Here is a 21,501-nt window from a genome sequence, read left to right on the forward strand (position 1 = left end):
AGCTGAGCTTCTCATAATGTTCAGATTATTTCCACAAATCATCCCATGTAAGGATCTTTCCTCCCAAGGATGCTTTCGTTTTCTCTAAATCTGCTTTGTTGCCAAATGCAGCGACATTACCACGCATTGGACTTTTCAATTCCTCGCTTTTGAGGTAGAACATTTTTTCTGCAGGCATCAATTTATTATTGGTATAGTCCGGCAGGTAATAACTGGCCACCTCTTCCTTCTTCACCTTACTCTCTTTCACAAAGGCTACCATACAGGATACATCATCAAAATTATATACCCTTCCTTTTTTGGTTTGCAATTGGGTTCCAAACCGTTGATCGCTGACGGTCATCTTACAATAAGCACATTGATCAGTCCCGTATTTGATCGGTTTTGGTCCATTGTTTCCTTGACAAGCTTGCAATCCTAACATCATGAGCATCAAACTGCTCAGGCAAATACATATTATTCTAAAATTTTTCATGATTATCGAGTTTGTTTTTTTGATTATTGTTTGGCTTTCCGCCATTCTTGAACAGCGCTGTAGGCTAACAGGATCCCGCATCCTATAAAAATCCAACCGCCAATATCAGGAATGGAATATGCCCCGAAATTTAAAAGTTGTTTGTAACCAATCAATGGTGGCTGATAGGCCATTCCCGGCACTTTGATCGGAGCGTTGGGGTCAAGGTTGTGACCATAATCGTATTCCCAAATGTAGAAATCGACCATCGCTACGATTCCAAAAAGCAGGAAAGCTCCAAACAGTACATACACCCATTTTGGCTTATTGGCCAATCCTACGGCTAAAAAGGCCAAGGCAAAAAAACCAATGATATAGGGCAGCACGGTAAATTCAACGAAATCGTCTGCATGCAAGGTTTTCATACCGATATAGTGGTTAAGACCGTTGATGATCTCCACTTGACCGGCCAGTTTATGGCTGTATATCTGCAATTCCAACCCTTCGGGGTATTGAGCTGCATCCAGCTCAATACGCCAAATAGGAAGGAAGATGACGGCTACTAAAGCCAGGCTACAAAGAACCAATAAAACTCTGTGTAAGGCTGACATTTTGTTTGTAGTTTCCATCTTTATGGTGTTTAGTTAGTACCTTCTTTAGGTAAGTTTGTTCCAACACTGTAAGAAATAGGCACATTGCTTCCTTTCTTAGAGATGCGGATATATCCCTGCATTTCTTGGTGCAACGCACTACAGAAGTCTGTACAATAGAATGGGAACACGCCTATACGATCCGGCACCCATTTCAATGTTTGGGTTTCACCTGGCATGATCAACAGCTCACCATTTCTGGCACCTTTCACTGCAAAACCATGCGGCATATCCCAATCCTGTTCGATGTTGGTAACGTGGAAGTAAACCTCATCGCCCAATTGTACACCTTCGATATTGTCTGGAGCAAAGTGAGAACGGATGGATGTTAAATACACATGTACCTGATTTCCTTTACGTTCTACACGTGCATCTTTTTCACCTTTGGTAGCATAAGGGTTAGTGTTTTCTTCGATCTTGAAGATTTTCACACTCTTATCCCTCACCTTTTCTGCGCGGATCGCTTGTGCATAGTGCGGCTCACCAATGGTTGGGAAGTCAAGGATCAGTTGCATCTTATCACCAGAGATGTCGAAGATCTGCGCACTTTGAGATAGTTCTGGTCCAGTTGGCAAGAAACGGTCTTTTGTAATCTTGTTATATGCCACTACGTATTTTCCGTCTGGGCTCTTGGTATCACCACCTGGGATCATTAAGTGTCCAGTAGAGTAATAGGTAGGAACGCGGTCAAGTACTTTTAAGTCTTTGATGTTCCATTTCACCAATTCAGAAGAAACGAAGAAGGAAGTAATCGCATTTCCTTTACCGTCAAACTCGGTGTGCAATGGTCCTAAACCTGGTTTTTCAACTTCACCATACAAGGCAGCATCGTATTTAATGATTGGAATACCACCAAATTTTCCTTCAAATTGTTTCCCTTCGATCGCTTTTTGAATTTTGCTGAAAGAGAATACCGGTATCAAAGCGGCCAATTTTCCTGAACCTACGATGTATTCACCTGAAGGGTCGACATCCACGCCGTGTGGAGATTTAGGACATGGTATGTAATAACATAATCCTTCTAACTCTTCGGCATTCAACACAATGGTTTCTGTTTTGAATTCGGTTTTTGAGGTATGCGATTTCTCGTCGTATTTATTGTGGGCATACTTCAATCCGGTAACTTTCTTACCCTTTCCAGCTTTCAGGTATTCTTCTGCTTTTTTCCAGTTTACCGCCAAGACAAAGTCTTTGTCGTTTTTGGAAGCATTTACCTCTAATAAAGTATTTGCCTGTTCAGTATTGTAGGTAGAGAAGAAGAACCAACCGTGGGAAACCCCTTTACCAGCGCGACTTAAGTCGTAATTGACACCTGGTGTTTCAATCTGGAAGGCTAAATCCATATTTCCATTCTCCTTATTCACACTCACAAAACTCAATGTACCACGGAAGTTTTGTTTGTAGGTATTGATCGGCACATCACCAGACTCTCCGTCTACAGGCACGGAGAAGCGAGTTCCAGCCACCACATATTCGGTGTTCTCTGTAATGAAAGGTGAGGAGTGGTTACCACCGCTGTTTGGAAGTTCTAAGATCTCCGCTGTACGGAAGGTGGTCAGATCCACACGCGCTAAACGCGGGGTGTTGTTTGCATTGACAAATACCCATTTACCATCGTATTCACCATCTGTTTTAGATAATTGCACGTGGTGCAAATCATCCCATGGCACATTACCATGTGAAGTTTCCAACATCGGTTTTGTTTCTTCACTGAAACCCCATCCTTTTTCAGGGTCAAGGGAGAAAACCGGAATTACCCGAAGTAATCTACCTGAAGGCAAACCGTAGACAGATAACTGACCACTAAATCCTCCAGAAACGAAATTGTAGAATTCGTCGTATTTTCCAGGAGCTACGTATGCCTTCTCGGCAGCACCACCGCTCACGGCTTCACCTGCGCCTTTTGGCTTACAGGCTTGGAAAGTTGATAACAGCGTTGCGGCTGCTAAACCTGTTAATAAATATTTTTTTAATTCCATTGTTTTATGATTTTTGAGGTTAATAAAACACTCGTTTGATATTATTTTACACCATCATTCTGGCGCATGTATTCATAGATTTTGCGAGCATCATCATCGGTCAGGTTTTGATTAGGCATACGCACAAGACATATTTCCAATTGTGCCTGCAATTCCGGATCCTTATCGATCATGGCGTCTGGATTCGTGATGAAATTCATGATCCATTCTGGTTTTCTACGCTCTGACACGCCTTTCCAGCCTGGACCTACCAATTTCTCATCGGTCATCTTATGGCAGGAAGCACATTTCAGATCGGCAATCACTTTTCCGTCATTGGCCATAGACACGTCCAGTTTTTCGCCCACTTCTACTTTATCAAACTTTCCTTCACCTCGGTGTGGATCATATGTACTGGCATCACTTGCTGCTGGAGCACTCTCTTCGGCGTAAGTACGCTCTTCTTTTTTCTCGTTGTTGTTTGATGAACATGCATACATGAACAAGCTCATCAAACAGAATACAATTAGTTTTTTCATAGCTTCGTTGGTTTTTGTTTTTACAATGTTTGTGTATTTTGTTTTCCACAAAGTTATCCTCAAGTTCCGCCAGGATTTTATGCGTGGAATCATAAAACGGTTTCGGCTTCTTTCAAAATCTCATTTTTTATATCGCAATAGTCTTTATTTCAATATCTTATAAATTAAATTGATTTTAATCACTATTTGGGGTGACCAATGTCAGTAGGGGAACGACATATTGTGGATAAATTTGTCTTAATATGAATTTTACCTAATAAGATATTTATGATCCCAGTGGAACTATTAATCGAAAAAGGAGCCAGCAGCAAAAAATGGACCGCTGGGGAGATTATTTATCGGGAGAACAGTCCTTCCAATTATTACTACCAATTGGAGAGTGGTCGAGTTCGGATCAGTAACTTTTTGGAGGATGGAAAAGAAGTCCTACACAAAATGGTCTGTGCCAATGAGGGTTTTGGGGAGGTGGCCATTCTTGACGAAGGAGTGCATGTGGTTACCGCCATTGCAGATAGCAGCTGCACTATATTAAAAATCAGTACAGCGGCATTTTTAGAGATATTAAATGAGCATGGAAGTATTCAGCTTATGATTACCAAACAGATTGCTAAGGACCTTCGATTTAAACATTTTATTACCAAACTGATCTGTAACCATAGCCCAGAAGAAATCATCTCGGGATTATTACAGAAGTTGAACGAGGAGAGGAGATTGATCTGCCCAGAATGCAACCGCTTAATGTTGACCCGACAGCAATTGGCCAACATGACCGGCTTAAGGGTGGAAACCATCATAAGAACCATGAAAATCATGGAAAAGGAAGAAAAGTTGAATATCGTGCGGGGGAAAGTCTTTGTATGTTAAAAGCTTTGGGAAATATGAGTTTTAGAAATTGGATACAATGGTGTGTATTCAATTTTTTGATCGTTGGATTGTGGGGTTTTATGATGCGCATGAAATTCCTTTTTCCCTTGCCTTGGATCGATCAGAAAAACATCATGCATGCGCATTCCCATTTTGCTTTTGCGGGTTGGGTTTCTCAAGCATTGATGGTTTTTTTGGTTCTAGCTGTACTTGGCTTAGGATCCACCGATAAGGTTCCTAAAAAATACCAGTCTGTTTTATGGCTTAACCTGTTAAGTTCCTTCTGTATGTTGATTGCTTTTTCAATCACAGGATATGCCTTCTTTTCAATTGTCTTTTCCTTTTTGGTAGTCTTAGCTTCCTATGGATTTTGTTATATGCTCTGGAAGGATCTTCGATCAAGTAACCTAACAAAACCGATCATTATTCTTGTAAAAACCGCCCTGCTGTTTCATGTACTCAGTTCGATAGGTACCTATGCTTTAGTCTATCTGAAGGTGACCCATCAATTGGATCCCTTGAAACAATTGGCCTCAGTGTATTTCTATTTACATTTTCAGTATAATGGCTGGTTTTTCTTTGGCTGTTTTGCCTTGATCAATCAGTGGCTTTCCGAAAGAGCAGGAAAAAACATCATCTCTGAAAGATTTGCCTTAATATATAGTATAACGGTAGTTCCGGCCTATTTTCTTTCCGTATTATGGTGGAAAGGTTTTCCGGCTTGGTTATACGGGCTATTGATTGTAACTGTTATTGTACAACTGTTCTTATGGCTTTCCTTTATAATTCGGGCCATAAAAGTAAAAGCTAAGCCGGGAGAGGCAGGTATCGGAAAAGAAGTACAGGTAATTTGGACTTGTGTGGCCTTAGCGGTTTGTATGAAATTGGTCTTGCAGGCCGTTTCCATCATCCCATCCTTAAGCCAATTGGTTTATGGTTTTAGGCCTATTGTTATTGCCTATCTTCACCTCGTCCTTTTGGTGATTATTTCGCTATTTATTTTGGCCTATGCCATTCAAAAAGGTCTGTTGCTGATCAGAAAACATATTCAACTCGGCATTTATGGACTGCTTTTGGGTATCTTTTTGAATGAATTCCTATTAATGTTGCAGGGAATTGGCGGCCTGATTCGACATGCCTATCCCTACACACATGAAGGACTGTTTCTAGCATCGGGCATTATGGTGCTCAGCCTGCTGCAGATACTTAGAAAGCAACTAAGTAATTAAAGCTTATAGGCCTTCCTTCTGGCCTTTTCCAGTTCAAGCTCTAATTTTTTGATCTTCAACATTTCTTTCGAAATTTTGTTCATCGCTTTCTCCTGTTCCGTATCAGGCACTTCCCCTTTACGGTCTAATTTTTCCAATTTCTCTCCGATCTTCTCGATGTTTTTGTGGGTTTTGCTTAATTTCTCCTCCAGATCAGCCACATTTTTCAAAGCCTTTTCTTTCTCTCTCTTAGCTTTGGCTATTTTCTTCTCTTCCTTCTTTATCTTTTCTAAACGTTTCAACGCATCCTTTTCCGCCTTGATTCTTTTCTTTTCCGCTTTTTCAGCAGCTTTAATCATCTTAGCTTCTTCTTTGGCCTTTGCAGCAGCCGCTTTTAATTCCGCAGCATTTTCTGTAGTTATTCCGGCATTGTTGGTTGATTTTACTGTTTGATTGGAGGCAGGTTTTTGCATTTGGGCATGAACCTGTAAGGTGCAGATAGCAAAAAACAGCATAGCTACTGCAGATTTCATTCCTTTTTTCATTGTTTTAGTCAATAAATGATCTGTTAAATAATGATCAATATTAACATTTTGCCGAAACTCAATAAAGTTAATTGGTAAGAATTTTAGCTATTTGTAGATGGAATACGATGCCTCCGAGGCAACCCATTGCTTATAAACTCAAAAAAGGCGCCTTTCCCAGAAGGAAAAAACGCCTAATTCACCTATACTATTAAACTTATTCTATTGTTTATCCCACCAGACCCTACCGGTCAGGTTATCCCCTCCTGGAATGGCGGCTCCAGCGGCTTTGTAATATTCTGCATTGGAGTTTGCAGCTTCAGAAACGGGATATGGGAAGCGTCTAGGGATCTGACCCTGTGTATCGCTTGTGGAGTATACGATCGGAACCAGTTCTGGAAATCCAGTCCTGCGCCAATTTGCCCAAGATTCATAAAAATTTAAGGCTGTATTTTGGTGCAACCAATACTGTATGCCGATCTGTTTTAGTCCTTCGGTTAAAGGATGCGCATTGGCATACGCTTCTGCCGCTGCATCGGTAATCGCCAAGGCAGGATCATATTGTCCGAGAAAGGTAATTCCCGATTTTATGCCGTTTTTATAGTAGGTGCTCGCCGCAGCACCTATTCCCCAACGTTGGGAAGCTTCGGCAGACAAGAGCTCCGATTCACTATAGGTTAGGATAAACGTTATTCCATTTCTTTTGATCATACCCGGATGCGGGGAAGAGTAATCTGGCATGGTTGTATAAGAAGGGTGTGAACCAATTCGATAGGCTGGATTATTCCCTAAATCCTTACCATTGGGCATTCCTTTTTGTTGGGCCGGATCGCTTACATAATTCGGGTTCATTTCTTTCACCCCATCGCTCATCCATAACTTGCTCACAGCAACATTGATACGCGGGTCGTTTTTGCTTTTGAGTGCATTGATAAAAGTATCGGACCATTTTACGTAATAATGCTCTTGCCCACCATCACCCAATAATACCTGACTATTTCTATTCTGGGTAACACGGGCACCGGATTCATCATGCTTTAAAAAAGCATTTTCACCATTGCCCTGTAAGGTTTTTCCCATGACCTTGGTTGCATATGCCTTGGCAGTCGCCTCATCCACTTTGGTCAATCGCATGGCCAATCGTAGGATCAGCGAGTTTCCAAAACGCTTCCATTTGTCTAGATTGCCATCATAGATCACATCGCCACTTACCTGATCAGCTGCTGAATCCAATTTAGAAACCGCATCTTCCAGTTCCTTGAGCATATCCATATAGATATCCTGTTGCTTATCATACTTTGTGGACAAGTTTTTCATGTAGTAGCCTTGTCCAGCCTCTGAATAGGGAATATCTCCATATAGATCTGTCAAACGGGCAAAGACCAACGCCTTCCAGATACGTGCAACTTGATGTAGGTTTTTATATTTTGGATTGGTCTTGGTGACTTCCACCACATCGACTATGGGCTTGACCTGTTCGGCATAAGCTCTTTCCCAATAAGCGGAAGTATACCAAGGGGTATTGAGGTATTTATCGCCTGCCCAATAACTCACCACCGAAGATAGTCCCTGCATCATCGTCCCGGCATAGATAAGGTTTGCCCGCCAGGTTTCGTAGGCAAAATCTATACTCCCGGTATAGGTCAATTGCGCGGTGCTAAAGGTAAAATTAGGGTCGAAATTGGTTGGACCATAAGCCACTGGATCCGTATTTATCTGTTCAAAATCCTTCGTACAGCTCTGGAATATCGCAGCACCTGCAAACAGGATTAGGCCCATTATTTTTAGTGATTTCGTTTTCATTTTCATTCAGGAATTAAAATTTAACATTGAGGTTAAGGCCGAAGGTTCTTGCCGGAGGCATCCCTCCGAGCTCAAGACCAGGGAAAGTAGCATTGTAACTCGATTCAGGGTCGATATTATCTGTTTTCTTCATCAGAATAAACAGGTTCCTACCCACGAAACTAACATTCAATGCTTTGATCCGGTCATTGAACAACTTTCCAGGAAAACTATATCCTAAGGTCAATTGCCTAAATTTGATGAAACTAGCATCATTGACAAATAAATGGGAAGCATTATTGGCGGTATTCTCATAGAATTTTGGTGCAAGGTTGCCCAATTCTTCCCTGTTTTCCAGGGTTGCTTTGTGCAATCCCTTGATATAACCCAAGTAATCTGTTCCGGAGAATAATTTGCCTCCGAATTTACCATCGATCAAAAATCCAAGGTTTATATTTTTATAACTGAATTCATTGTTCCAGCCGGCAAACCACTTGTTATAGGCAGACCCAAAAGCCTTCAAATCGCCCTGTTTTGGCGTTCCATCAGCATTTTTTACGATCTGTCCTTGATCATCATAAGCATAATCAAAGGCGACGATCTGTCCCATGGCCATTCCTGGAATATTCTTTAGGAACCCAACCCCTGAGCGGGAGGTGGCAACCAATTGTTCATCCAAACCATCTGCCAAAGTGATCACTTTATTATCATTGAAGGTCATGTTCAAGGAACTGGTCCACGAAAATTGGTCGTTCTTAATAGGAGTCCCCGTAATCAATGCTTCAACACCTTTGTTTTCGATGGATCCGGAATTCAAAACGGATTGGGCATAGCCCACAGAAGTAGGGATGGTGACCCGGATAATCTCATCTTCAGAGCGTTTTTTATACCAGGTCAAGTCCAGACTTAACCGATCATTAAAGAAACGAATATCCGTTCCGATTTCCAGCTCTGATGCTTTGGAAGGCTTTAAACTGGAATTTGGGATATAATCATAAGAGATCTGACCTAGAGGCGCTCCATTTAACGATTCGCTTTTGAAATTATAGGTCAACGCGGTTTGATAAGGGTCTGTAGCTTGACCTACCACCGCATATCCCGCACGAAGTTTCCCAAAACTGATCGAGTTGGACTCCAATAATTCGGAGAATACAAATGATCCACTTAACGATGGGTAAACCACGTTCAGTTTATTGTTCAACCCAGGGGCAGCCAAAGTAGAGAACCAATCAGACCGGACACTTCCTGTTAAATACAGGTAATCTTTATAGGCCAATTCCATCGTCCCATATACGGATTGCATTTCCTGCTCGGATTCTGCATAGGCAACCGATTTATTCTTTAAGCCTACAATGGTATGTACTCCTGGAACCAAGAAACGCGTACCTTGGTTGGTGGTGATGTCTGATTTGGTATTGCGGTAACTCGCACCTATATTAGGTGTTAAGCCAAAATCTTCCGCCAAGTAGAAGGATTTACCGATCAACATATCCGCATTGACATCGGAGAAACGCATCTTTTGCGCCACAAGATTGCTCGGCGCCGAATAGGCCAATCCTTCCGGAAACACACTAAAATAACTGTTGGTATAGTAGTCCTGTCCTGCACGTCCTTGGATGAACAGTCCATTATCCAGGGTATAACGGGCAGAAAGGGAACTGATCAGACGGTTTCTGTCGGTATTATTCACGATCTCATAGGCCGCGAAATAGGGATTGGTATCCCAAGGGTTTCCTTTATTATAAGGTATTTCTTGTCCTGCATCAGTTTTCCAAGGTTTCAGATCGCGGATATCCACGCTGGTTGGTAAAAATACCGCATTATAATTGGCACTACCTGCCCCATCGGAAAGCATCGGGCGGTTTTTGGCATCTTCGATGATATAGTTGGCCCGAGCATCTATCTTCAATCGGTTGATGGGTTCAAAAGTGCCGGTCAAACTATAGGATTGTCTATCCAAGCCTGAATTTGGCATGATGGATTTATTCCTCAGGTCACTAATGGACAAGCGCAAGGCTCCACCTTCGAATGATTTATTCAAGGCCAATGAATTGGTCCAGGTATGCCCATTGTCATAGAAATTTTCAATATTGTCTTTTTGGGCGATGTAGGGTCTGGAAATACCATCAAACTGCGGGACACTGGAACCATCCAGTCTGGCTCCCCAACTTGATCCGCCAACTTGGGCCGCTGCTGCGCCATCCGCCGGTTTTTCTCCATTGGTTCCCTGGCCATACACATATTGCCAATCCGTGCGGTCCATCACTTGCTCCAGAACGAAGTTACTGCTGAACTCGATGCCAGATCCTTTGCCAGACTTGGTGGTGATCAAAATTACCCCCGCTTTTGCGCGTGAGCCATATAATGCGGATGCCGCTGCGCCTTTCAGTACAGAAATGCTTTCAATATCATCGGGGTTGATATTCCCGATGGCATCTCCCATATCCGGTGCATTATCCCATTGGCTACCTTTATTTCCATTCGGGTTGGTATTGATGATGCCGGATGGAGAATTCTCCATAGGCACTCCATTGATTACATATAAGGGTTGATTGGTTTGGCTTAAACTGGATGCGCCCCGGATGATCACACTGGTCGCCGAGCCCACTCCACCAGCGGTAGAGGTAACATCCAATCCCGCAACTTTACCAACCAAGGCGTTTGCCACGTTGTTTTCACGAGCTTGGGTCAGGCTTTCCCCGTTTACCTGGGTTACAGAATAACCCAATGTTCTTTTCTCGCGGGTGATACCCAATGCCGTCACCACCACTTCGTTCAACATCATCTGATCTGGAACCAATTCAATTTTTAAGTTGGTCTCAGCACCCAGAGTAATCTCTTTAGAGGTAAATCCGGTATAGGAAATCACCAAAACAGCTCCTGAAGTAGCCTCTATTTCAAACTGTCCGTTCAGGTCCGTTGCTTTTGCAATGGAAGATCCTTTCAAGCGGATGGTTGCTCCAGCCAATGGATGACCTTCCAAATCTGTTACCAAACCCTTTACCGTCTGCAGTTTTTGCTGATTGACAACTACCAAACCCGATTCGGAGACACTGAAAGCCAATCCATTCTTTTTGAACAGTTTAGGCAGCAGGTCCAACACCAGTTCATTTTCCACGGAAAGGCTCATTTCTTTGGAGAAATTCTTAATTCCCGGGTTGAAAACGAAGTAATAGTCGCTCTGATCCTCAATTAATTTGAGGATTCGGCTCAGTTTTGTTTTCTGTACATCGAGGGTTACTTTCTGCTGGGAATATACATTCCCTTTCACATTGAGCAGAAACAATAAAATCATAATCAAGGTTAGTTTCATTCGGATAATGAATCTAAAGTACAAGTGCCGGTTAGAATGCACTTGCAACAAGTCATTTTTAATCATATTTTAGTACTTGGTTAATTTTATACTTGGCAGACACATGGTCAGATGTGGCTGCCTACTTTAATCGATTCAAAGGATAGTGTTAGCGCACTATCCTTTCTTAGTTTTCTGAAATAGTTATTTTCTTACCATAAATCTTGAAATTAAAAGGTTGAACATCTTGCAATGCTTTTAAAGCTTCCCGAATACTTTCGTTGCTGAAGGTGGCGGTGAAACGATAGTCTTTGATTTTCTCACCAGCCAATTCAATTTCCACATCATACCATCTTTCCAACATATATTTTACCTCTTCAAAATCTTGATCGGACATCACCAATCGCCCGTTCTTCCAGGCAATGTCGTTGATCTCCTCCGCAGCAAGATCTTCCTCCAGTTCATGGATGACGATCTCTTTTGCAGCTTGCTGTTTTGCCGAAGATAGCTTTTGCTCTTCAATCGGAATTAACTTGGAGGACCGCTGGATGGATACGCGTTGATTCGGTTTGATCAAAATGGCATTGGCATTTTTACCTTTACTGTGCATCTCAATCAACCCTTCCAACAGAAAAGCTTCGGATTCACTGGCTTCTGGATAGGTTTTCACATTGAATTCAGTACCTAATACCTTAATATCAAAATCTTCCGTTTCCACCAAAAATGGTTTTTCGGCATCCTTCTTCACCTCAAAAAAACCTTCACCAATTAATTTTACCCGACGTTCATGTTGATTGAAATCTTCGGAAAGCTGCAATTGGCTCGCTGCATTTAATTTAACAACCGTTCCATCGGGCAATGTAAATTCCTTTTTCTCTCCTTTCTTAGTGCTGAGGTTTTGCTGACTAAATACGACCGCAGTAGAAACTGTCCCATCTTTTTCCAGATTTAGAAAATAATAACCAACACTTAATACCGCCAGGAGAACAGCAGCTATGGATGCCCATTTCCAATAGTTAATGATTGGTGTCCGTTTTTGATATGTGGTTTTATCTGTTACTGTTTGCTTAAATTGAAGAAGCTGTTTTTGGATTGGTCTACGGTTGGCACTTAATATCTGATAAAGGCGTTTAGCCCTTCCCATGGTTTCCGCTTGGTGGGGATTGTTTTTCAGGTAATTTTCCCAATATTGAATGCTAAGATCATTCTCTTCTCCACAATACTGCTGGAAAGTAGGATCTATCAAGAAATCTTCGATCTCCACAAATTTATGTTCTTTCATTCTTTAGGTGTTTACTATATAGTGCAGGAAAAGCATCATATTGCCTAAGAGAAATTTAAAGTTTTTTTATCATAGCTGAATATCAGGCACTTAACTTATTAAAAAACTGGATTTTAGAACATCAATAGTCATAGAATTCCTGTCGCATGATCTTTAGGGCATCATACAAGGTATTATAGCAGGTCTTGACGGACATATTCGTCATTTCAGCAATCTTTTCATAGCCCAGATTCTCAAAAAACTTTAATTGAACGACCTGCTTTTGTCGAAAGGTGAGCTTAGCGAGGGCAGCTTTCAATTTTAATTGTACGATTTCATCTGATTGTACCCGAATAATAAATTCATCGTAGGGCATTTCTGTCCACTCATCCTGTTCAACCAATAATTTAACGGCATTGGAAAGTTTCTCCCGGCGTTCCAATAAACGGATAATCTTTCTTTTCAGGATGGTAATCAGGTAGGACGGAACGTTCTCCACTCGATCTAGGTGATCTCTTCGCTCCCAGATGGAAAGAAAAACATCATCTGTGGCATCATAGGCCAGTTCCGAGTCACCGAAAGTTTTAATGGCAAATCGAACCAATTCGGGATACAGTTTTGCATAGAGATCAAAATACGCTTCCTCTTCTCCAGAACGTATTCTTTCCCACATAAGCTTATACTGCATATTTTCCCTCATTATTGGTTTATATATGATTTGGTCCTCTATATTATGTTGTGCAACCGCCTAAGTTGGTTAATTTTTACGAATTTCCATAAGCTTCTGGCATTTTTTATCTTGAAATGACCTCCTTCAATCTACTCCTATCCTGATCCTTTATTTTTCTTTCTTTTTCTTACTTATTTCCGTGTTTATACCAAAAAATTGATAAATATTAAAATTAAATTAACGTTTTTTAAAATATTTAATATAACTTTAATATAAACATAATAAAACCTAAATACCCTTTAGAGGGGGATTCAATAGCTTTGCGAAGTATTTTAAGAAACTAAAAACGGCTTTCTACCCCGTTTTCGATGTTGACATAGTTTACATTTTGTTTCTTTTTATACAGAAATATGAAAAACATATACAAACTATAAGCAAAATGAATTTTTTACTTACTTATTAACTAACCAAATTATGAAACTTCTACATGTATTAACAGTCTCCCTGTGCTCTTTGCTGCTGTTCACAGGCTGTAAAGACGAGGAGAACCTTAAAAAGAGTGAGCATGATCCCAGCAAACCAATCGTGCTAAAATCATTCTTCCCACTAGAAGGGGGTGCAAGGACTAAAATTCTCTTAGATGGAGAAAACTTCGGTTCCGATCCATCAAAAATCAAAGTTTATTTCAATAATGCCTTGGCATCGGTAGTTTCCAGTAGCGGCGAACGCATCTATGCTATTGTTCCCCGTTTACCCGGGGAGGATCCGAAAATATCTGTGGTCATTGGCCAAGATTCGATGGTGTATGAGAACAGTTTTGTCTACCATACGCAAGCTCAAGTCAGTACAGTAACGGGAAATGGAAAGAAAAACTTCAAACCAGGAGTGCTTTCTGAGGCAGAAGTTTATGGAAAGTACCTGGAACTGGATGCTGAAGGGAACATTTTCATGTCTTGGCGTGATGGTGGTTCACCAGCAACATTCGGTGTGGCACGTATCAATGAAAAGGAGAACATCGTAACGCCATTGATCGAAGCAGAATCGTCTACCCGGATCCTTTATGCAAATGGATTGACAGTAGACCGTGCGACAGGTATGCTTACAGCTGCCCATGAGTCCACTAAAGAGGTAATCTTTACTTTCGATCCGCGGGAGGCTTGGTACCCTCGACAACGTAACGTGAAATATTCAACTGCAGATCTTAACTCCATTGTGGATGCAGATCGTTATAAGAACTTCGTGACCTTCTGCCCTTATGATGGTCACTTATACACCCGGTACCGCGATGGGAAGATCGCAAAAATCAATCCGGAAACAATGGAAGCAAAAATCGTTCATCAAGGTCCATATGGATCTCAGTATGGACAGGCGATCAACCCTAAAAAACCATGGTTATTATACATCACTTTACACTCCAATGCCTCTCCAACGGAATTTAGACAGGGGATATCAGTATTAGACCTACGCGACCCGAATGGTTCAGGAGGTTTTAAAAGAATGAATGCGCCTGGAGGAAGCGGTTTCCGTGATGGCCCAATTGCTGATGCCCTATTCAATTTTCCAAAGGACATCAAATTTGATAACGATGGGAACATGTTTGTTGCCGATTATGGAAACCATTGTATTCGTATGGTATCTGCGGACAACATCGTAACTACAGTTGCCGGGCAACCTGGAACTGCTGGCTACAAAGATGGTGGACCCGTAGAATCCATGTTCAATCAACCTTGGGGCGTTGCAGTAAACGAACAGGGCGATATTTATATCGCAGACTGGAGTAATGCGCGCATCCGAAAACTGGTGATCGAATAATTAGGCAAATCAACCTTTCCAACAAATTTATACTAGCTTAAATTAAAATGAAGATATTTCAAACGATCTGTTTACTGTTTCTATGCCTTACTTTTCCTTCGGCATACGCACAGGAAACAAAAGAATTGACCATTGCCGGAACAGTGGTTAATGAACAGGGCAACCCCATGCCAAGTGTAACAATTTTTATCAAAGACCGCCCATCTGCAGGTACATCTACCGATGCTGATGGTAAGTTTAGCATCCAAGCGATATATGGGGATAAGATTGTATTCAGTCATACGGGATATGAGAATGTAGAACATGTTGCTGTGGAATCTACGACAGCCCTACGCATTCAAATCGCTGAGAAAAGTGCCGACATCGATGAGGTCATCGTGGTTGGACTTGGAAATACCCAGCGTAAGATTAGCTCTGTGGGAGCTATCACCACCGTAGATGTGAAATCGCTACAGACACCGGCTCCTTCCATGGCCAATCTATTGGGTGGTCGTGCTGCTGGGGTTATCTCTTTGCAGTCAAGCGGTGAACCAGGGAAAAACATTTCCGAATTCTGGGTTCGTGGTATCGGTACATTCGGTGCTAATAGTAGCGCCCTGGTATTGATCGACGGTCTAGAAGGTGACCTGAACACCATTGACCCTGCCGATGTGGAAAGCTTTTCCATCCTAAAAGATGCTTCAGCCACTGCAGTTTACGGGGTAAGGGGGGCAAATGGTGTGGTATTGGTAACCACGAAAAGGGGGTTGGTAGACCGGATCCAGATCACGGCCAGAGCCAACTCTACCTTATCGGTCCTGAATAAATTACCTAATTACTTAGGTGCTTATGAATATGCGCAATTAGCGAATGAAGCAACTGCCGTTCGCGGACAAAGCCCATTGTACGATCAAACAGAAATGGGGATCATCCGGGATGGATTAGACCCAGATATGTATCCGAATGTGAATTGGCAAAATGAAATCCTGAACAAAAACTATTGGAGGCAGAGTTATTATGTTTCCGGTAGAGGTGGTTCAGAGGTAGCTCGCTACTTCTTAAGTTTGGGAGGTAAGAGTGAAACTGCTGCTTATAAGGTAGACAAGAATAGTGTATATAGTTCGAATGTGGGATTTGACACGTATAACTACCGCATCAACCTGGATCTGAACCTGACCAAGACCACGAAAGTCTTCTTGGGATCCGATGGTTTCCTTTCTAAATTAGATCAACCTGGTGTAGCCAATACGGAATACATCTGGAGAACACAATCCAGATTGACTCCATTATCCATTCCTACACAATATTCGAACGGCATGCTTCCGGGAATCGGAGGCGACGACCGTTCATCGCCTTATGTGATGATCAACCGCACGGGTAGAGCATCCGATCAAGCCTTTAAAGGAAAAGTTACATTAGCGTTGAACCAAGACTTGAGCCCTTTGGTGAAAGGTTTGAAATTCCGCGCACAAGGAGCTTACGATATCCACAGTTTCTTTAATGAAAGAAGAAGGGTACAACCGGCATTACATAAAGCATTGAGCCGTGCAGCTGATGGTTCATTGGTGATGCAAGAAGTGGTACAGGAGCAAAAGGCTACTTATACCAAAGGCATCAGCCAATACCGTAAGTTCCACTTGGAATCGGTCCTTAATTACGACCAGCAATTTGGATCGGATCACCGAACTTCCGCTCTGGTATACTACTACATCAGTGATGCGAAGAATACCGTTGATGCAACAGGCAACTTAGAGGCGATTCCTTTGCGCTATCAAGGGGTATCCAGCCGATTGACCTACGGATTCCGTGACACCTATCTATTGGATGTGAACTTTGGGTACACCGGTTCTGAAAACTTCCAGCCGGGCAGACAATATGGATTTTTTCCATCAGTTGCTTTAGGATGGGTTCCTACAAGCTATAAATTCATACAGGAATCAGCTCCTTGGTTGAACTACTTCAAGATCAGGGCATCCTACGGTTCCGTGGGTAATGACCGTATATCCAGCATTCGATTCCCTTATTTGACGAAAGTGGATGTTAAAGATGATGATGTTTGGGGGGTTGGAGGCATTGAAACCATTATGGAAACCCGAATTGGAGCAGATAATTTGGCCTGGGAAAGAGCCGTAAAGTCTAACATTGGTTTCGAAGGAAAGCTCTTCAACAATAAAATCGACTTTGTAATCGATTTCTTTAGCGATCAGCGGAACGGTATTTTCCAACAACGGGTTCAGGTTCCTGAATATGTAGGGGTAATTTCGAATCCATTTGCCAATGTAGGGCGCATGAAGAGTTCGGGTATCGATGGAAACTTGAGCTACACCACCAACCTGTCCAAAGATTTTGGAATCACATTAAGAGGTAATTTCACCTATTCTAAGAACGTAGTCCAAAATTGGGAGCAGGCTTATTTAGAATATCCTTATTTGGAATTCAATGGCTTCCCTTACAATTCCATTCGGGGTTATCAAGCCTTGGGATTGTTCAAGAACGAGGAGGACATCAAATATAGCCCTAAACAAACCTTTGGCACCGTACTACCTGGAGACATCAAATACAAAGATGTGAATGGTGACGGTACGATCGACAAATTGGATATGGTTCCTCTGACGCATAGTAACTATCCGTTGACGATGTTTGGTTTTGGGGGGGAATTCCGCTATAAGGCACTAACCTTAGGTGTATTGTTCAAAGGGACTGGAAGAACGAATTTCTTCTATGTAGGACAGCGTATGCAAGTGAATAATGTTTGGGAAACCAATGGAATGGGCTATATGCCGTTCTTTGAAGGGAACCTAGGTAATGTTCTGGATATTGCCGCTGATCCCGCAAACCGTTGGATCCCGATGGACTATGCCATAGCAAATGGCATCGATCCTTCCTTGGCTGAAAATCCGAATGCAAGATTCCCACGTTTACAATATGGAAATAACCAGAACAACAGCCAGATCTCCAATTTCTGGCAAGGTGATTCCCGCTATATCCGTTTGGAAGAGATCACCTTGAACTACAATGTGAACCCTAATTTCATGAAGCGTATCGGGGTATCTTCAATGGACATCCAATTTGTAGGAAACAACCTGTACGTTTGGGATAAGGTCAAAATTTTTGATCCCGAGCAAGCCGCATGGAATGGCCGTAAATATCCAATTCCATCAACTTATTCTGTACAGTTGTACTTGAACTTCTAACCCTTAACCGTAAAGACAATGAAAAAACAACTCATAAAAAGGATCGTGCAAGCAGGGCTTTTGGTTACTACGGTATTCATGAGCAGCTCTTGTAAAGACTATCTAAATATCGACAATTATTTCGATGACGAATTCAATATTGATTCTGCCTTCAGTAACACCCGTAATATAGAGGCCTACATGTGGGGTGCAGCATCGATGTTCCCAGATGAATCCAATACCGTAAGGTTTGGCTTCACTCCTGGACCAATGGCAACCGATGAAGGATTCAATGGATTGACCGGAACCGGAACCACCAACGTGTATTACGGGATGGATTTTGTAACTGGGAACATCACGCCAGATTATTACGGAGCAGGTGCTGGAGCCAACGATTACAACTTGAATCAGTGGAACCGGTATTACAAGATCATCCGTAAAGCAAATAGTATCTTGGCCAATCTGGATGTACCAAGAGATCTAACGAATGCCGATCGATTACGTATCGAGGGGTATACCCGCTTTATCCGAGCTTATGCTTATTATAACATCATAGTGGATTACGGTCCGGCCATTTTATTGGGCGATGAGGTGGTTAACACGAATGAGCCGATCGAATATTACGACCGCCCTAGAGCAACCTATGATGAGACCATGGAATACACCTGTGCGGAATTTGAAAAAGCCGCTGCATTGATGCCGAAAGAAATCTCCATTCTGGATTTCGGTCGTCCGAGCCAGGGCGCTGCCTATGCCTTGATCGCTCGCTTGAGATTGATCCATGCATCCCCATTATTCAATGGTGGACCAGTAGCCAATTCCTATTTTGGAAACTGGACACGTAAAACAGATAATGTACATTATGTTTCCCAACAATATGATGAGAAACGATGGGCGGTCGCCGCTGCAGCCGCCAAACGCGTGATGGAAATGGGGAAATACAAACTCTATACTGTTGTTGCTGATGCAAATACGCCTGAGTTACCAAAAAATGTCACTTCCGACCCCAACTTCTATAGTGCCTTCCCGAATGGAGCAGGTGGTATTGATGCCTTCAAATCCTACTCGGATATCTTTACCGGAGAAGCAGTACCTGGAATCAATCCGGAGGTTATCTGGGGAAGAAACACAGAATACCTGAATGCCTATATCAATTTAGGTTCCTTTCCACCTTCCTTAGGCGGTTGGGGTAGGTTCTGTGTTACCCAAAAGGTAGTTGATGCTTATTTAATGGATGATGGCCGCACGAAAGAAGAAGCTTCGGTAGATGGCTATTATTCAGAGACAGGTTTTACCACATCCCCTAAAAGATTCTCGGGTTATCCGTTGAATTCTGGTGTTTACAACATGTACAACAATCGCGAAATGCGTTTCTATGCATCGGTCGGATTCAACGAAGCCGTTTGGCAAGCAGGATCAAGTACGACCTTGAACAATTATACCGCGAAATATTATTACCAAGATGCAGATGGTCGTGGCGGAGTTACTGCCACTTCACCCAACTATCCGATCACAGGTTATGTGATCAAGAAATACAACCACCCTATGGATGCTTTTCAAGGTACGGGTGCACGTAGGATCAAAAAAGCATACTCGATTATCCGGTATGCCGAAATCCTGTTATCCTATGCAGAAGCGTTGAATAACATCACGGGTAGTCACTCTGTTCAATTAGGCGATAAAACCTATACCATCAGCCGTGATGCGGAAGAGATCCAGAAAGCATTCAACCAGGTACGTTATAGAGCAGGACTTCCAGGGTTGACAAGTTCACAAACAGGAAGCAGAGCTGAAATTCAGAAACAGATTGAACGCGAACGTATGGTAGAATTCCTTTGGGAAAACAGACGCTATTATGATGTTCGACGCTGGGGAATCATGGAAGAAACCGAACGTGAACCTATCCGTGGTATGAACCCGGATGGTGCTACGAAGGAGACCTATTACCAACGCGTAATCCCTGGTACTTCCTCTTTCTTAACCCGTGTAGTGGACAAAAAACTGGTTTGGGTTCCGATTCCACGTACAGAAATGAGAAGATTGCCTTCTTTGGATCAAAACCCAGGTTATTAGGAAATTTAAAATAGAGCAACATGAAACGTAAATATATAGCGATGTTGGCACTTCCATTGGTGCTGACTTCATGCAAGGACAACGAGATTTTTGAAAAGGAAATGTATAAAAATGTGGTGGCCTTGATCAGCAGCAGTTACCATAATACTTTTCAGGAAGTAGTCCCTTTAACCGGGGAAGAATATACCGGGTATATCGCAGCTTCCTCTGGCGGTACAGATGTTCCGGCAAGCAATATGGTCATCCAATTGGAGGAAGACCAAGCTGCCTTGGATAAATACAATAGGGCCCTTTATGATGCGGATGAAAAACTCTATGCAAAGCTTCTTCCTCGCGACAAGTATGTGATCGAAGATTATAAGATCCAGATCAATGCTGGCGAACGCACAGGAAGGACCATGGTTAAATTACGTGCTGATGGTCTTTCTCCTGATTCGACTTATTTTATTTCCCTAAAAGCCACGGAAACCCCTGGAGTGGAACTTAACACACTAAAGAGCACTATTCTTTACCAGATCCAGATAAGGAATGATTATGCATCTCAGGCGACGAACTCCCTTTACACCATGACCGGAGCTGCAAATGAAATAGTCACTGCAGGAAACAAAAAAATGTTCCCTCTAGCCAAAAACACCGTAAGATTAATTACCGGAACGGAAGCCTTTGAAAACAATCTGGAGCACATCAATAAAACTTCCATGGTTTTAGAGGTGGACGAAGATAAAAAAGTAACCATCAAACCCTTTAAAGATCTTCAGATCAAACAGCTCGATGGGGACAGCAGATATCCAAACACCTATACTTTAGAGGAGATTTATGGAAGAAAATTCCATGTTTTTCTATTGAGTTATGAATATACCATCAACAAAAAAACAATCCTCATGCAAGAGGAACTCCGAATGGAAATCACCAATTAAATATAAAAATAGCGACGCTCGGGGGTCGCTATTTTTATTTGGTGATTGCATTTAAAGCCAATTTGGCAATTATCAGAACATTCCTTTCCCCACTTTGTTATAATAGAAAGAGCGATCATGAGCAAACAGGAAAAAGCCCCATACAGAGAATCAGAACAAATCAAGGAAACGGAGAAAAACAGGAAATATCCCACTCCAGAGGAAAAGAAAACCAACGTGGAAGACAATACAGGAAAAAGGCCAGAAAAGGACACTAATCCCCTGCCTCCAAACCCAAATAAAGTAGATGACCACGATTAAAGCAGTCGTTTCCTATTAGTTAATACAATTAAAACAGTTTTAATA

The 21,501-nt window shown here is 42.1% G+C and carries 16 protein-coding genes; 7 read left to right on the forward strand and 9 right to left on the reverse strand.

The window, feature by feature from the left end; translation table 11 throughout:
- Positions 1-25: 25 nt before the first annotated feature.
- Genes CRJ00_RS18925 through CRJ00_RS00965 form a run of 4 tightly spaced genes read right to left on the reverse strand, consistent with a single transcriptional unit; the run spans position 26 to position 3,601 of the window.
- Complete coding sequence (locus CRJ00_RS18925) at positions 26-475, reverse strand: nitrous oxide reductase accessory protein NosL (RefSeq protein WP_218962153.1); 450 nt, start codon at positions 473-475, stop codon at positions 26-28.
- Positions 476-498: 23 nt separating this feature from the next.
- Complete coding sequence (locus CRJ00_RS18930; RefSeq protein ID WP_257213647.1) at positions 499-1,065, reverse strand: hypothetical protein; 567 nt, start codon at positions 1,063-1,065, stop codon at positions 499-501.
- A gap of 29 nt (positions 1,066-1,094) precedes the next feature.
- Positions 1,095-3,083, reverse strand: a complete 1,989-nt coding sequence (gene nosZ, locus CRJ00_RS00960) for a Sec-dependent nitrous-oxide reductase (RefSeq protein ID WP_099365071.1) — start codon at positions 3,081-3,083, stop codon at positions 1,095-1,097.
- A gap of 41 nt (positions 3,084-3,124) precedes the next feature.
- Entirely contained in the window at positions 3,125-3,601 is a 477-nt protein-coding gene (locus tag CRJ00_RS00965) for a c-type cytochrome (protein WP_099365151.1), read from the reverse strand.
- Between the two features lie 276 nt (positions 3,602-3,877).
- On the opposite strand from CRJ00_RS00965, the gene CRJ00_RS00970 reads away from it, so the two are divergent.
- Together CRJ00_RS00970 and CRJ00_RS00975 are read left to right on the forward strand one after the other, a co-directional pair.
- Complete coding sequence (locus CRJ00_RS00970) at positions 3,878-4,465, forward strand: Crp/Fnr family transcriptional regulator (RefSeq protein WP_180268390.1); 588 nt, start codon at positions 3,878-3,880, stop codon at positions 4,463-4,465.
- A 14-nt stretch (positions 4,466-4,479) separates the two neighbouring features.
- Positions 4,480-5,694 (forward strand): hypothetical protein, encoded by a 1,215-nt coding sequence (locus tag CRJ00_RS00975; RefSeq protein WP_144038055.1) that lies wholly within the window; start codon positions 4,480-4,482, stop codon positions 5,692-5,694.
- Here CRJ00_RS00975 and CRJ00_RS00980 read toward each other — a convergent pair.
- The 5 genes from CRJ00_RS00980 to CRJ00_RS01000 form a co-directional block, all read right to left on the reverse strand.
- Positions 5,691-6,218 carry a hypothetical protein gene (locus CRJ00_RS00980; protein ID WP_099365074.1) on the reverse strand — a complete coding sequence of 176 codons (528 nt, stop codon included), beginning with the start codon at positions 6,216-6,218 and terminating at the stop codon, positions 5,691-5,693. The genes CRJ00_RS00975 and CRJ00_RS00980 overlap by 4 nt on opposite strands.
- A gap of 201 nt (positions 6,219-6,419) precedes the next feature.
- Complete coding sequence (locus tag CRJ00_RS00985) at positions 6,420-8,000, reverse strand: SusD/RagB family nutrient-binding outer membrane lipoprotein (protein WP_099365152.1); 1,581 nt, start codon at positions 7,998-8,000, stop codon at positions 6,420-6,422.
- A 13-nt stretch (positions 8,001-8,013) separates the two neighbouring features.
- A complete protein-coding gene (locus CRJ00_RS00990) occupies positions 8,014-11,274 on the reverse strand; it encodes a SusC/RagA family TonB-linked outer membrane protein (RefSeq protein ID WP_257213648.1) in 3,261 nt (1,086 codons plus the stop codon).
- A gap of 184 nt (positions 11,275-11,458) precedes the next feature.
- A complete protein-coding gene (locus CRJ00_RS00995) occupies positions 11,459-12,553 on the reverse strand; it encodes a FecR family protein (protein ID WP_099365075.1) in 1,095 nt (364 codons plus the stop codon).
- A 121-nt stretch (positions 12,554-12,674) separates the two neighbouring features.
- On the reverse strand, positions 12,675-13,205 hold the full coding sequence (locus CRJ00_RS01000; RefSeq protein WP_257213649.1) for an RNA polymerase sigma factor: 531 nt from the start codon (positions 13,203-13,205) through the stop codon (positions 12,675-12,677).
- Positions 13,206-13,676: 471 nt separating this feature from the next.
- Between CRJ00_RS01000 and CRJ00_RS01005 the strand changes: the two genes are divergently transcribed.
- From CRJ00_RS01005 to CRJ00_RS01025, 5 genes are all read left to right on the forward strand, one after another.
- Positions 13,677-15,014 carry an IPT/TIG domain-containing protein gene (locus CRJ00_RS01005; protein ID WP_099365077.1) on the forward strand — a complete coding sequence of 446 codons (1,338 nt, stop codon included), beginning with the start codon at positions 13,677-13,679 and terminating at the stop codon, positions 15,012-15,014.
- Between the two features lie 47 nt (positions 15,015-15,061).
- Positions 15,062-18,187 carry a SusC/RagA family TonB-linked outer membrane protein gene (locus CRJ00_RS01010; RefSeq protein ID WP_099365078.1) on the forward strand — a complete coding sequence of 1,042 codons (3,126 nt, stop codon included), beginning with the start codon at positions 15,062-15,064 and terminating at the stop codon, positions 18,185-18,187.
- Positions 18,188-18,205: 18 nt separating this feature from the next.
- Entirely contained in the window at positions 18,206-20,239 is a 2,034-nt protein-coding gene (locus CRJ00_RS01015) for a RagB/SusD family nutrient uptake outer membrane protein (RefSeq protein ID WP_099365079.1), read from the forward strand.
- A 20-nt stretch (positions 20,240-20,259) separates the two neighbouring features.
- Positions 20,260-21,156, forward strand: a complete 897-nt coding sequence (locus tag CRJ00_RS01020; RefSeq protein ID WP_099365080.1) for a BT_3044 domain-containing protein — start codon at positions 20,260-20,262, stop codon at positions 21,154-21,156.
- 117 nt (positions 21,157-21,273) lie between these two features.
- Positions 21,274-21,456 (forward strand): hypothetical protein, encoded by a 183-nt coding sequence (locus CRJ00_RS01025; RefSeq protein ID WP_099365081.1) that lies wholly within the window; start codon positions 21,274-21,276, stop codon positions 21,454-21,456.
- Positions 21,457-21,501: the final 45 nt, after the last annotated feature.

The organism is Sphingobacterium sp. 1.A.4, from assembly GCF_002734245.1.
Taxonomy (GTDB): domain Bacteria; phylum Bacteroidota; class Bacteroidia; order Sphingobacteriales; family Sphingobacteriaceae; genus Sphingobacterium; species Sphingobacterium tenebrionis.